The sequence below is a fragment of the Sporosarcina sp. E16_8 genome, from assembly GCF_017347095.1.
Classification (GTDB): Bacteria; Bacillota; Bacilli; order Bacillales_A; family Planococcaceae; genus Sporosarcina.
The window spans coordinates 20,313-33,452 of record NZ_JADPRZ010000041.1 but is presented as its reverse complement, the minus strand read 5'-3'; the positions used below and the strand labels follow the sequence as shown (position 1 = coordinate 33,452).

Genomic DNA, 13,140 nt, shown 5'->3' with positions numbered 1-13,140 from the left:
CTTATGCCTGTCGCGTCTAGACGGCGCCTTGCGCTTTTCTTATTGTCTAGCTCCAGGCGCCAGCCGCTTGGGTCATAAGCAATCCAGCTAGGAAGGATTGAACTGCATCCTTCCCGGGCAAAGGGCGCCACGTCGCTGGATCGACTTATGCCTGTCGCGTCTAGACGGCGCATTGCGCTTTTCTTATTCTTTCACTGCGTAAATTTGCTATAATGATTTTATGGACTTCTAGAGAAAAAACGTCGGATTTATTAATAGAAAGTTGGGTATATACAATGCAAAAAATCGTCATGAAAGAAAACTATGAACAAGGCTGGATTAGGATGTTTACGCATCTTGCAAACCTGTTCTTTGAACAATCCAAAATCGTCGATGAGGATGAAGAAGGTGCAATACTGGCAAACTTGACGTTGGAGCGGACGCTTGATGGACAACTTGTCGGAAAGGCGATTCTTACATGGGATGGCGTGGATTATTCTGCTGAGTTTTCTGAAATAGAAGAAACGGACGATGATAAAGTGATTACCCGTCAGTTAAAGCGAATTTATTCACACGTCTTCCTTGAAACGCTTGAACAGGCAACAGGGATGCATCAGTCGTGGGGAATTCTGACAGGGATCCGTCCGATGAAACTGTACCATAAGTATCGTCGCGAGGGATACAGTACGGAAGAGGCTCAGCAGTTGCTAATGGATAGCCATCGACTTTCGAGTGAAAAAAGTGCACTGCTTGCAAAAATAGCGAATGTGCAGTTGCGAACTGTGCCTGATTTACATGAATTAAAAAATGAAGTAAGTATTTATATCGGCATTCCATTTTGCCCGACGAAATGTGCGTATTGCACATTCCCAGCCTATGCGATTAACCGGAAAAATGGTCGAGTCGAAACATTTCTAGACGGATTGCATGATGAAATCCGCGAAATGGGGAAATGGCTGACTGCGCGAGACATGGCCATTACGACGATTTACTTTGGCGGAGGAACACCAACATCTATTGAAGCGGAAGAAATGGATGCGCTATACGAGACCATGTATGCTTCATTCCCGAATATGGATAAAGTCAGGGAAATCACAGTAGAAGCGGGTCGTCCTGATACGATTACGCCAGCAAAAATCGAAGTACTGAAAAAATGGGGCATTGACCGGATAAGCGTCAATCCACAATCCTATACAGATGAAACACTGAAAGCGATTGGCCGTCACCATACTGTCCAAGAAACCGTCGATAAGTTCTGGCTGTCACGCGATATGGGCATGAAAAATATCAATATGGATCTCATCATCGGCTTACCAAATGAAGGAATGAAAGAATTTAAGCATTCACTTGCTGAGACTGAAAAAATGCAACCTGAATCGCTGACTGTTCATACATTATCATTCAAACGGGCATCTGAAATGACCCGCAATAAAGATAAATACAAAGTCGCGAATCGTGAAACTGTTGAGCAGATGATGAAACTCGGAGAAGAGTGGAACGCTGCAAATGGCTATGAACCGTACTATTTATACCGTCAAAAGAACATTTTAGGTAACTTGGAAAACGTCGGTTACGCGAAACCTGGTGAAGAAAGTATCTACAACATTATTATAATGGAAGAGGTACAGACAATTATCGGAGTTGGATGTGGAGCTTCAAGCAAGTTCATGGACCCTGAAACGGAGAAAATTACGCAGTTCTATAACCCGAAAGATCCAGCAGCTTATATTTTGACGTATGAAGATTCGATTGTGAAGAAACTCGCACTTCTTGACGCGACTTTTCCGGAGAAAGTTAAATAGAAAAGCGCTGGAGCTAGACACTACTCTAGGTTCGAGAACATATACTTTATCTTTTAAATAAAGGGTTTATTGAAAAAACGCCGAATCTAAGAAGTGAATGGTAATTCATTTCTTACGAAGGGGTGTTTTTTTATGTTTACAACTGTCGAGTTAAAAAAAGAGGGGCGCCTTGCGCATCTTACATTGAATAGGCCTGCATCGATGAACGCAATGGATAGTGTCATGATGAAGGAACTTGCGGATGTTTTTGAGGCATTGAAAAGAGATGCTACAGTCCAAGTTTTAGTGATTCAAGGAGCTGGCCGTGCATTTTCCGCGGGCGGAGATATTAAAGCGATGCTAGATCCCGATAGCCCAATGGATATTGGTAATGTGATGGTAGACGTGTCCCGCCTTGCGAAAGCACTTTATACATTACCGCAAGTTACCATTGCGGTTGTCCATGGTGCGGCGGCAGGGCTAGGGTTTAGCCTTGTACTTGGCTGTGATTATATTATTGCGGAAGAAGAGAGTAAACTGGCGATGAACTTCATTGGCATTGGACTAATTCCGGACGGGGCGGGTCATTTCTTCTTAAAAGAACGAGTGGGTATACCGCAAGCAAAAAATCTTATTTGGTCGGGTAAAGTGATGAATGGTCAAGAAGCACTTGAAAAAGGACTCATCGATGAAGTGACTGCGCAAGGTAAGGGTGCTGAACGTGGCGAAGCGTTTGCTCATAAACTGCTTGCGTCGCCGATTGCTGCAATGATTGCATCGAAGCATATATTGCATTCGCAGAAAACAGCAGAACTCGAAAATGTGTTAAAAATGGAAAGTGAAGCACAAGTGGCGATGCGGAAAACGGCAGATCACTTGGAAGGCATTCAGGCATTTGTGGAAAAACGCAAGCCGGCATTTGCGGGGAAGTAATGTTTTAGTAATATAGACGCTGGTTGAGGAGGTGAGTTTTTTCGCCTTACTGAATGAGTGTCTTTTTTTTGGAATGGTTTTGTGCGATTTTACTTGTGGCGGTCATAAAACGACTGATGCCGGTCATAATCGAGGCCGTGGCGAGCATAACAGGGCTCATGGCGGTCATAACTGCATCCATGGCGGTCATAACAAGCACTATGCCGGTCATAAGGAAGAAAGGAGATATATGATAGATGCTTAACGCGCAAAAGGGATGAAAGACCCGTCGTAATAAAAAGAAATATGCGTTGATTAGTTATCAGATAAATACGATGGAAAGTGAGTTGGGAAAAATGGACAAGCGTTTTGATCAAATGGAAAGTCGTTTTGATAAGGTTGAACAGGACATAAGCAGTTTGACGGAAGAAGTACGTCTCAACCAAACGGAGAACAGAAGTCATTTCAAACATGTTGAAGCTCAGCTGTAACAGCAACAACATACCTTTCAAGTTGTAGACGATGAAATCAAAATTGTTAAAATCGATATCCAGTATTTGAACCGAAAAACAAGCAAGCTTGATATGGAAGTCAACAATTTGATCCAGCGCTTTCAGTCCTAACAGCCTGCGTAAATAAAAAAGTATTAAGCATGCATCCGTTGCGCAACCGGATCCGTGCTTGGTACTTTTTAAAATGGTAATAAAGTATAAACTTTTCAACCTGTAGCAGTGTCTAGCTCGAGCGCCTAGCCCCTCGAGTCGCTTAAGGCCTTCCACCGCTTTTCGGGTCTACCAAGGCGCTTGCGCTTTTCTTGGTGTCTAGCTCCAGGCGCCAACTCCTCGGGTCATAAGCCAGCCCAACTAGGAAGGATTGAACTGCATCCTTCCCGCGTCGTTGGCCCGTCTTATGCCTGTCGGAGCTATGCTGCGCCTTCCGCTTTTCTTACTTATATTTATCAAGCATTTCACGCCACGAAAAATACCCTTTTTCAACAGCACGAAGTAACAGCTCAGCCGTTGCAATATTCGTAGCAAGCGGGATGCCGTAGACATCACAAAGGCGTAATAAAGCACTGACATCAGGTTCATGGGGTTGAGCAGTTAGTGGATCACGGAAAAATAGGATTAAGTCCAGCTCGCCAGTCGCAACCATTGCACCAATTTGCTGATCACCGCCTAAAGGTCCCGAATTAAGTCGAGTTACAGATAAATTAGTTTCGTCCATGATTCTTTTTCCAGTGGTACCGGTAGCAAATAATGTGTATTGCGAAAAGATATGTTCGTAGGCGATTGTGAAATTCACCATTTCATTTTTCTTTTCATCATGGGCAATTAATGCGATTTTCACTATTCAACACCCCGTCTATTTGTATGATGGAAATGCTCTTATTTATGGTTAAGATTAATTCATAAGTGAAGTGCAATTCTATTCATGAATGGAACAATAATAACTTACCAGCTGGAGAGGCAAGGCGGTGTGTTTTGTTGAGAAGGTTTTTCTCCTCAAGCATTACTTGGCCTTTTTCTTTTGCTACATCGTCTGTTTCAGCTGTGAATGTATCTTCTATAATTAATGCTCCTGTTGGTTCGAAAGCTGTTAGTTTATATGTTCTCACATAATTCACCCTTTCCACTCTATTTCATTCATTATACTATGAAAAATTCTAAAAGGAAATTTGTAAAGGTTCCTTGACATCTTGAATATAGTAAAGTAACCTTTACGTAAAGCTACCTTTACTACTGAAAGGGGGAGCGTTGAAATGAATAACTTGATAAAGGAAATGCGCACCACGATGGGATTAACGCAAGATGATCTGTCGGAGAAGTTGGAAGTTTCGAGGCAGACGATTATTTCCCTTGAAAAAGGTAGATATAATCCATCACTTACATTAGCGTTCAAACTTGCGAAGTTATTCAATTGTCGCATTGAGGATATTTTTACACCGGGGGAGGAATGAGTGTGGGGAAAGATTTAAATTATGGTGAATTTTTGACTGGTTTACCACTTGCAGTCGTAATCATGCTAATTTCATTGCTAATTGTCTGGCGTTTTGGAAAAAAACGTCGTTGGTTCGATGAACGTTCTAAAAGAGTTTACGGACAGGCTATGTCAATATCTTGGCTTGCTACAACAGGCGGAATTCTAATTGTTTGGTCCATCATCATTTTATATGAAGGACCAGGTCTCGCCTTTTGGCTTATGACATCCTTATGGGTACTTCACATAGGCTCATTCGGAATAGGTACGACGATTGCGAATCGAAAAAATTAACCGTTTAGTTCAAATGAAAAAATGTATTGAATGGGGGGAGTAATTATGTACGAAGGATTTGAAATATGGTCATTTTTAGTAGGACTGCCGCTTGCACTTGTTATTGTTTCAATTGTGCTGTTAATAAATCGGAAGATAGGGAAAAAAGAACGCCTATTTGACGAACGATATAAGAGAATTCATCAACAGGCTCGGTCGATATCATGGGGAGTAACAGCGGCTGCGATACTTATTGCATGGATGATTGTCATGATTGTAGAAGGACCCCGACTTGCATTTTTCATTCTGACGGGGATTTGGGTCACGCATATGATGTCATATTTAATTGGCGCAGTAATTGCTAGCAGTAAAAACTGAAAAACCGAAACTTTTGCATACTAGATACGTATAGTTACTATTGGGAAATTCGAAAGGGGTAACAAAATGTCATTACTACTTGAAAATGTAACGAAACAATTTGGAGATTTTACAGCGGTAGATGATTTGACACTGTCTGTTGGTAAAGGAACGATGTACGGGTTTTTAGGGGCGAATGGTGCAGGTAAGACGACGACGTTTCGGATGATTCTTGGTCTATTGAACGCCAATGAAGGACGGATTACGTGGAATGGAAAACCGATTTCTTATGCAACGAGCCCTGAGATTGGTTATTTGCCGGAGGAGCGAGGGCTTTATCCGAAAATGAAAGTGGAAGAGCAGTTGGTTTTTCTAGCACAATTGCGTGGCATGAAAAAGCCCGATGCAAAGATGGCTATGAATAAATGGCTGGAACGAATGGAAATCAGTCATTATGCTAATAAAAAAGTTGAAGAACTATCAAAAGGAAATCAACAAAAAATCCAAGTAATTGCATCCCTTATGCATAATCCTCAACTGTTAATTCTAGATGAACCATTCTCGGGGTTGGACCCAATAAACGTTGAAATGTTAAAAGAAGCGATACTCCAATTTCGTAACGATGGCGCAACCATTATATTCTCGAGCCACCGCATGGATCACGTCGAAGAATTGTGTGAGCAACTAAGTATTATCGATAAAGGGAAGCAAATTGTGAGCGGCACACTTCGTGAAGTTAAACGGTCATTTGGTAAGCAAAATGTACGCATAAATTCGGACAATGATTTAGCACATTTGGCGACAATTGCAGGTGTTATATCTGTGCAGAAATCGATTGAAGGTGCACTTTACCAAGTCGAATCAGAACAAGTTGGCAATGATTTGCTGACAGCGGCATTGAAATCGGGACCGGTCCGTCATTTTGGGATTGAAGAACCTTCGCTGCAAGACATTTTCATCGAAAAGGTGGGGAAGCAACATGCGTGAATTCATGATTATTTTTAAACAGGCATTTATGACCAAAGCGAAAACAAAATCGTTCATCATAACGACATCTATCATGATTGCGGCGGTTTTCCTTTTCGCGAACATGGAGAAAATCATTGATACTGTTAAAAGTGCGACGGGTGGAGATAGTGATTCGGCGGAAGTGCTGCAAGTACTCGATGAAAGCGGTGTTCTCGCAGATCGGTTGAAAATGCAGTTCGAGTCAAATGAATCAGATTTTAAGGTGGAATTATCCGATAAAACGGAAAAGGAACTTACAGATCTAGTGAAAGAGGGGGAAATGGACTCGTTCGTAACTCTTGCACTTGATAATAAAAATACAATTCAAGCGAACTACGTTTCGATGAGTGCTATGGAATTCAATCTTCCAATGATGCTACAAGAAGCACTGCAATCGATACAAACGGAAATGAAAGCGGAAGAGTTATCATTGTCTGGCGAACAAGTGCAGACGCTATTGGCACCCATTCAATTTGAACAGCAATCGGTATCTCCGTCAGCAAAATCACAAGAAGAATTGAGTCAGGCACGTGGTCTTGTCTATGTACTTATGTTTCTTATCTATTTTGCAGTCATCGTCTATTCGAGTATGATTGCAACAGAAGTTGCAGCAGAAAAATCATCCCGTGTGATGGAAATACTTATCTCAAGTGTGTCACCTGTTAAGCATATGTTTGCAAAAGTACTTGGCATTGGATCGCTTGGTCTTTTGCAAATGGTATTGTTGGGTTTGGCGGGGTACATTGCGTTGAAAACGACATCTTCTGAAATGACAGAGGGGCTCTTTACCTACTTGGGCTTTTCAAATATGAATGTAGGAACACTTGTCTATGCGCTAATTTTCTTCCTGTTAGGATACTTCCTCTTTGCAACATTGGCGGCATTACTGGGCTCACTCGTTAGCCGGACGGAAGATGTCCAGCAGATCATCATGCCGATGACGTTGTTAATTGTAGCGGCGTTTATGATCGCGATGACCGGACTAGGAAATCCGGAAATGGCTTATGTCAAGTATGCTTCGTTTTTCCCGTTCTTTGCACCGCTGGTTATGTTTTTACGCGTAGGTATGTTGGAGTTACCAGTATGGGAACCATTATTGTCAATTGCGATCATGCTTGTGACAATATTCATCCTCGGCTTCTTCGGAGCACGCGTTTATCGTGGCGGTGTTCTTATGTACGGACCGTCCCGTTCATTGAAAGATATTAAAAAAGCAATCCAGCTCGGAAAAGAATAAGTGAAGAAAAGCGTAAGCGCCTTGGTAGACCCGAAAAGCGCTGGAAGGCTTGTGATAAAGGCGTACTTTGCCTTTATCAGCAAGACTGAAGCGACTCGAGGGGCTAGGCGCTGGAGCTAGACACTGTTCCAGGTCGAAAAATTTATACTTTCTACCCTTTTGTAAAAAGACTCTGATTAATTCGCAGAGTCTTTTTATTTATGCTAAAATAAGAACAAGTATTCGTCGAATGAAGGAGGGTTCCCACTTGTCAACAATCCGATTTATCCACACAGCAGATCTGCATCTCGACAGCCCATTCAAAGGTATGACAGGCTTGCCGACAGAACGTTTGAACAGTTTACGTGACAGTACCTTTGCGGCCTTCAATAAATTAATTGAGCACGCTATCAAAACAAAACCAGATTTCATCTTGATAGCGGGAGATATTTACGATGGGGAAGACCGGAGTTTGCGCACGCAGATGAAGTTCCGGGAAGGAATGGTGAAGTTGGATGCAGTAGGCATTCCCGTATTCATTTCACACGGCAATCACGATCATCTTGGTGGAAGGTGGACACGATTTGACCTACCGTCAAATGTGCATGTCTTCGATGACAATGTTGAAGCGAAAAAGATCAGTGTAAACGGACGGGATGTAGTGATTTATGGCTTCAGTTATAAGGAACGGCATATCCGTGATAAAGTGATTGACCGTTATCCAGTTGCTGATGATCATGATGCGTTCCATATCGGAATGTTGCATGGTAGCTTGGCGGGAGATGAAACACATGCAGTTTATGCGCCATTCTCTAAAAATGAGTTGCTAGCGAAGCAGTATGATTACTGGGCGCTCGGGCATATCCATGTGAGGCAACAGCTACATGAATCGCCTCCAATTGTTTATCCGGGAAATTTACAGGGACGTCATCGCAATGAGCGTGGTACAAAGGGGTTCTATGAAGTTGAGCTCTCGAAAACAAGATCGTCGCTTCATTTCATCCCAGCATCGGCAATTGTCTTTGATAGACTCGAATTGTCTTGTGGAGGAATGAGCCATGCGAATGAGTGGCTGACGGCATGTTCGGAAGCGCTGGAGTCATTCAAAGAGCATAATGGTGCTGGTATTGTTGAGCTATTAATGACTGATATCGATAGTGATGCTGCGAATCTGTTTAGTCAATCGCCCGAGGGAGAATGGTTGGAGGTCCTACGTGATTTTGTGGGTGAAAGCGAACCTTATGTCTGGGTGCAGAAGATTATATTTGCGAGTCAGTTGAATCCATCTATTGCATCAAGTGCACTGATGCAATCAGTTGCTGGGATGATTGATGGTTGGACAAAAGAAGACTGGAAAGATGTTTTAAAAGATGTTTACCAGCATGCGCGTGGAGTTAAATATGTAGACGTTTTGACTGAGGATGAAATCGATGAAGTGAAAGCCGGTGCAACAGCATTGTTGGCGGCGGAAATGTCAGGAATGGAATGAGGTGTTCATATGAAAATTGAAAAACTGAACATTTATGGATTTGGAAAACATGAAAATGTTACGGTGGATTTGGGACCGGGCATTACTGTTTTATATGGATTGAATGAAGCTGGGAAAACAACGATTCAGCAGTTCATCTTGCATATCTTATTTGGATTTCCCCCAAAAAATAGTGTGTTATTACGCTACGAACCGAAATCGGGCGGCAAGTATGGCGGGCAAGTGCATCTTGTAGATGAGGCATATGGAAAATGCATCGTCGAACGGATCCGTGGGAAATCTGCTGGTGATGTTACCGTCTATTTCGAGGATGGAACAAGGGGTGGAGAAGAGCAATTGAACACGCTACTTCGCCAGTATGACCGCGCTTCATTCGAATCCATTTTTTCATTCTCATTGTTACAGTTGCAGGGGTTCGAAAGAATGGATGAAGACGAATTAAGCAGGACACTTCTTGCCTCGGGAACCACTGGTGTTGATTCTTTGTTACAGCTTGGAAACCGAATGGAAAAAGAGCTAGGAGATTTGTTCAAAAAGTCGGGAAGAATTCCGGAGATGAACGTCAAAATCATGGAACTTCGGGAATTGGAAATAGAGCTGAAAGACGAGCAGCAAAAAGTGGGCGAATATGCACCTTCAATTGAACGAATACGGGAAATCGATGACTTACTTACAGAGTTGCGAGAACAGGAAACGGAACTTATGAAAGACTCACAGAAGCTCGCTCTTGTGCGACAGCTGCTCCCCCTTCATCAAAAAAAACAGGCATTGGATGCAAGGCTGTCGCAATTAGGTGCAGCAACCTTTCCGGCAGATGGTATCCGGCGCTATGAAATGCTTGCTGGGAAGTTAACGGAAGCCAAAGCTACTAAACGACGGTTGGAAGAAGAATTAGAAGAGATAGTGGCAGGAATGCCTGAACAGCATGAATTTGAACGGGTTGCTGAACTTGAAATTTTACTGGGGAAAGAAACAGAGTGGCATAGGTGGCAAACAGCGGTTACTTCTGAAGAAGATAACGTGAGTCAGTTAACTAGTTCAAAGAGACGTCTGCTCGACAGACTTGGTGTCAAAGGGCTTGAAGCGGAAAAATCTATTTTCGAGGCTGATGTTTCAATCCAAAAGGAAGAACAGATGCACAAAATTATACGAGAACTTACTGAAGGCGATCAGCAAATAGGCTTTGTGAATCACCAACTTGTCCAAGTGGAAAATGAGTTGTCTGATACGGAAACTGAAATGGGTAGTATCGAACGCACTGCGCCTGCTGTAGAGGAATTGGAACGTGTACAGCAGTGGCCCAAAATCCGCCAGCAACTTGCTGAAGCGAAAGCTTATGTTTCATTAAGTGGACGACCAGCTGAACAGAAATCACTGATGATACCTGCACTTCTTGTCGTACTTGCAATCGCATTTATTGTTTTCGGTTTCATCCAAAAAGAATGGTTCATAATTATAGCTGGTGTTAGCGTTATAGGATTAGGCATCCTTCTGTATTCAAAGAAACAGGATCAAGCGCCCGATTCATCGAAACTGCAGCAGATGGAAAAAATCATTGCCGCATATGATGGCAATGAGCACAAAATGGAAGAACTGGCAGAGCGAATTGGCATGTACAAACGCAAGAAAGAAGAGTTACAAGAAGTATTTATGGTACTTGAAAGGAAATACCAAACGCTGACATCCGAGCTTGAAAATACCTATGGCAATAGGCGGGAAATTGAATTGGAATTGGCCAATTTTTTAGGGCTTTATGGTTTCAAAGAAATTCCTTCAACCGGGATTATCCCGGAAATATTCCGTATGATTCGAGAGGTTCAGGAAGTTACTAGAGAGTTGAATGATGCTGTATTAAGGCGACAAACGACTCAGCAACAGATTGCTGAACGGTTAGCAGAAGCCGAAAAAATAATGCGGAAATCTGCACCGCAAGAAGCTATTTATGAGATGCTAAGAAGGGAATTCATTCAGCTGAATGAACAAGCAGAAACAATCAAATCATTGACAGCTGCCTTGGAACGAAAAGAATCAGCGCTTAAAGATACATCTAGCTTTGCAAACTCATTGCTGGAAAAAGTGCATGATCTGCTTGCTGAAGCGGCAGTAGAAACGGAAGAGGCCTTTTACGAGGCATACAATAGGCACCAGGAAGTGTTTCGTCTAATGGGACAACTTGAGGATGTCGATGCTCAATTAGCCTCACATGGCCCTCTTGAATTGCCAGTGGGAGTTATGGATGATGAGCTGCGAATAAAAGTGAATGATAATAGCGCAACACTATCGTCGATTAGCGAAAGGCTAAATGGCTTAATCAATGACAAGGCCGCACTTGTTAACAAAACGGAACGACTACTTACAGATGAAAATTATGGTCGTAAACTGCAACTCTTCGAAATGAAAAAATCGGAGCTTGCAGAACTTGCAAAAAAATGGTCCGAGCGCAAAGCAATTACTGAAGCAATTAGTCGGACAATGGCGGAGTTGAAAGAAAAGAAATTGCCTGAAGTACTTGAAGCGGCAGAAAAATTGTTCTGTGAACTGACGGGTGGGAATTATGAATCACTTAGCATAACGGAGACAGGTCATTTCGAAGTATTGGCGAAAAGTGGAATGCGTTATCCAATTGTAGAACTAAGCCAGGCTACAAAAGAGCAAGCCTATATTTCGCTTAGGTTGGCACTTGCTGCGTCTATAGTGAGTACTGCTCCTTTTCCATTAATGTTGGACGATCCATTCGTTCACTTTGACGAAGAGCGACTTTCGCGTATGATTGAACTACTAGACAATCTACAAAACAAGCATCAGTTCATTTATTTCACATGCCACGAAGTGATGAAGGATAAATGGCAGGGGGCAACAATACTAAACGTTTCCGATATTGGAAGCGAACGGGGAGCGATGGTCTTATGAAGAAAATTGCAGAATATAATACAGGTGAGCCGCTTGATATTTTCTTGCTTATTAAGCAATCAACAAAAGGAGTTACCACACAAGGTAAACCGTTTATGACGCTTATCTTGCAAGACAAAAGCGGTGATATTGAAGCGAAGCTATGGGATACGACAGATGAGCACGCGCAGACATATGCCGCAGCATCGATTGTCAAAGTTGGCGGAGAAGTACATGAATACCGCGGAAAAAACCAGCTGCGCATCAAAAGTATACGTCCCGTAAAAGAGGATGAGGGCGTGTCGATTGCTGATTTAGTTCCGTCATCGGCAACAAGTAAAGAAGTGCTATACGAAGAATTGATGCAGTATTTCTTTGAAATGCAAAACCCGCAAATTCAACGAATTACGCGTCATTTATTGAAAAAACATCAGACAGCTTTCATGACGTACCCTGCTGCAACACGAAATCACCATGACTATGTATCGGGTCTTATCGATCATGTTGTTTCCATGCTGAAACTTGGAAAAGCGTTAGCGGATCTGTATCCGTCACTCAATAAGGATTTATTGTACGCGGGAATTATTTTGCATGATGTTGGGAAAGTAATTGAACTTTCAGGTCCAATTGCAACGCAATATACGATTGAGGGGAATCTTCTAGGTCATATTACAATTATGGTCAATGAAATTTCAAAGGCGGCTGACGAACTAGAAATTACCGGTGAAGAAGTCATGCTGTTGCAACATATGGTTTTATCTCACCATGGCAAGGAAGAGTGGGGAAGCCCGAAACGTCCTATGCTGAAAGAAGCGGAAATTCTTCATTACATCGATAACATTGATGCGAAGATGAATATGCTGGACCGCGCACTTGGCAAGACGACTCCTGGTGAGTTCACTGAGAGAATTTTCCCTCTGGATAACAGGTCATTTTATAAACCATCGATTGAATGACATATACGTTGAATAAACATAGTCAGGTCTGATGATAAACCATTTAATTGCATAAAGTACTGGTGAGAAGGGCTTGATATCCCCCATTATTTACTGGGCTATTTTCGACCCGCTTTCGGCTAACTATTCATGTCAGATTTACTGGGGGGGGGGCCTAGTGTGGCTAGAAGTGACTCCGTCACATCTAGCCACACTTTCTTCAGTCATCCTGTTGTGAATAGTTGCCTGTCGCGTTCCTAAAATTTTCAAGTGATAAATGCAGTTGTTTTGAAAGAAATGAATAGATGATTTTCTATAGAG

The 13,140-nt window shown here is 42.4% G+C and carries 13 protein-coding genes; 11 read left to right on the top strand and 2 right to left on the bottom strand.

The genetic code is table 11. From position 1 onward, the window contains the following. Window positions 1-275: 275 nt before the first annotated feature. From I2484_RS16865 to I2484_RS21615, 3 genes are all read left to right on the top strand, one after another. Window positions 276-1,781 carry a coproporphyrinogen III oxidase gene (locus I2484_RS16865; protein ID WP_207152231.1) on the top strand — a complete coding sequence of 502 codons (1,506 nt, stop codon included), beginning with the start codon at window positions 276-278 and terminating at the stop codon, window positions 1,779-1,781. Between the two features lie 132 nt (window positions 1,782-1,913). Further along, window positions 1,914-2,693, top strand: coding sequence for an enoyl-CoA hydratase (locus tag I2484_RS16860; protein ID WP_207152230.1), 780 nt, complete (start codon window positions 1,914-1,916; stop codon window positions 2,691-2,693). Between the two features lie 335 nt (window positions 2,694-3,028). Further along, window positions 3,029-3,163: a hypothetical protein gene (locus tag I2484_RS21615; protein WP_255551535.1), complete on the top strand. Its 135-nt coding sequence runs from the start codon at window positions 3,029-3,031 to the stop codon at window positions 3,161-3,163. 454 nt (window positions 3,164-3,617) lie between these two features. Here I2484_RS21615 and mgsA read toward each other — a convergent pair whose 3' ends face one another. After that, window positions 3,618-4,025 carry a methylglyoxal synthase gene (mgsA, locus tag I2484_RS16855; protein ID WP_207152232.1) on the bottom strand — a complete coding sequence of 136 codons (408 nt, stop codon included), beginning with the start codon at window positions 4,023-4,025 and terminating at the stop codon, window positions 3,618-3,620. 79 nt (window positions 4,026-4,104) lie between these two features. Beyond that, window positions 4,105-4,290 (bottom strand): YhzD family protein, encoded by a 186-nt coding sequence (locus I2484_RS16850; protein ID WP_207152229.1) that lies wholly within the window; start codon window positions 4,288-4,290, stop codon window positions 4,105-4,107. Between the two features lie 144 nt (window positions 4,291-4,434). On the opposite strand from I2484_RS16850, the gene I2484_RS16845 reads away from it, so the two are divergent. The 8 genes from I2484_RS16845 to yhaM all read left to right on the top strand — a co-directional run bounded on the left by I2484_RS16845 (window position 4,435) and on the right by yhaM (window position 12,840). After that, window positions 4,435-4,632, top strand: coding sequence for a helix-turn-helix transcriptional regulator (locus tag I2484_RS16845; RefSeq protein ID WP_207152228.1), 198 nt, complete (start codon window positions 4,435-4,437; stop codon window positions 4,630-4,632). A gap of 2 nt (window positions 4,633-4,634) precedes the next feature. Further along, window positions 4,635-4,946 carry a hypothetical protein gene (locus I2484_RS16840; RefSeq protein WP_346014212.1) on the top strand — a complete coding sequence of 104 codons (312 nt, stop codon included), beginning with the start codon at window positions 4,635-4,637 and terminating at the stop codon, window positions 4,944-4,946. Window positions 4,947-4,991: 45 nt separating this feature from the next. Next, entirely contained in the window at window positions 4,992-5,303 is a 312-nt protein-coding gene (locus I2484_RS16835) for a DUF2178 domain-containing protein (protein ID WP_207152226.1), read from the top strand. A gap of 66 nt (window positions 5,304-5,369) precedes the next feature. Further along, on the top strand, window positions 5,370-6,269 hold the full coding sequence (locus tag I2484_RS16830) for an ABC transporter ATP-binding protein (RefSeq protein ID WP_207152225.1): 900 nt from the start codon (window positions 5,370-5,372) through the stop codon (window positions 6,267-6,269). After that, window positions 6,262-7,527 (top strand): ABC transporter permease, encoded by a 1,266-nt coding sequence (locus I2484_RS16825; RefSeq protein WP_207152224.1) that lies wholly within the window; start codon window positions 6,262-6,264, stop codon window positions 7,525-7,527. The genes I2484_RS16830 and I2484_RS16825 overlap by 8 nt, the downstream gene beginning before the upstream one ends. A 247-nt stretch (window positions 7,528-7,774) precedes the next feature. Then, window positions 7,775-8,995, top strand: a complete 1,221-nt coding sequence (locus tag I2484_RS16820) for a metallophosphoesterase family protein (RefSeq protein WP_207152222.1) — start codon at window positions 7,775-7,777, stop codon at window positions 8,993-8,995. A gap of 9 nt (window positions 8,996-9,004) precedes the next feature. Next, window positions 9,005-11,905, top strand: a complete 2,901-nt coding sequence (locus I2484_RS16815; protein WP_207152219.1) for an ATP-binding protein — start codon at window positions 9,005-9,007, stop codon at window positions 11,903-11,905. Further along, the gene (gene yhaM, locus I2484_RS16810) at window positions 11,902-12,840 is read left to right on the top strand and encodes a 3'-5' exoribonuclease YhaM (RefSeq protein ID WP_207152217.1); all 939 of its coding nucleotides are present in this window, start codon (window positions 11,902-11,904) and stop codon (window positions 12,838-12,840) included. Before I2484_RS16815 ends, yhaM begins: the two co-directional genes overlap by 4 nt. The last annotated feature ends 300 nt before the right edge of the window (window positions 12,841-13,140 follow it).

What these genes read in the sequence shown, in the direction of transcription:
- I2484_RS16865 (WP_207152231.1), top strand. Translation starts at nt 276, where the DNA reads ATGCAAAAAATCGTCATGAAAGAAAACTATGAACAAGGCTGGATTAGG.
- I2484_RS16860 (WP_207152230.1), top strand. Translation starts at nt 1,914, where the DNA reads ATGTTTACAACTGTCGAGTTAAAAAAAGAGGGGCGCCTTGCGCATCTT.
- I2484_RS21615 (WP_255551535.1), top strand. Translation starts at nt 3,029, where the DNA reads ATGGACAAGCGTTTTGATCAAATGGAAAGTCGTTTTGATAAGGTTGAA.
- I2484_RS16845 (WP_207152228.1), top strand. Translation starts at nt 4,435, where the DNA reads ATGAATAACTTGATAAAGGAAATGCGCACCACGATGGGATTAACGCAA.
- I2484_RS16835 (WP_207152226.1), top strand. Translation starts at nt 4,992, where the DNA reads ATGTACGAAGGATTTGAAATATGGTCATTTTTAGTAGGACTGCCGCTT.
- I2484_RS16830 (WP_207152225.1), top strand. Translation starts at nt 5,370, where the DNA reads ATGTCATTACTACTTGAAAATGTAACGAAACAATTTGGAGATTTTACA.
- I2484_RS16825 (WP_207152224.1), top strand. Translation starts at nt 6,262, where the DNA reads ATGCGTGAATTCATGATTATTTTTAAACAGGCATTTATGACCAAAGCG.
- I2484_RS16815 (WP_207152219.1), top strand. Translation starts at nt 9,005, where the DNA reads ATGAAAATTGAAAAACTGAACATTTATGGATTTGGAAAACATGAAAAT.
- yhaM (WP_207152217.1), top strand. Translation starts at nt 11,902, where the DNA reads ATGAAGAAAATTGCAGAATATAATACAGGTGAGCCGCTTGATATTTTC.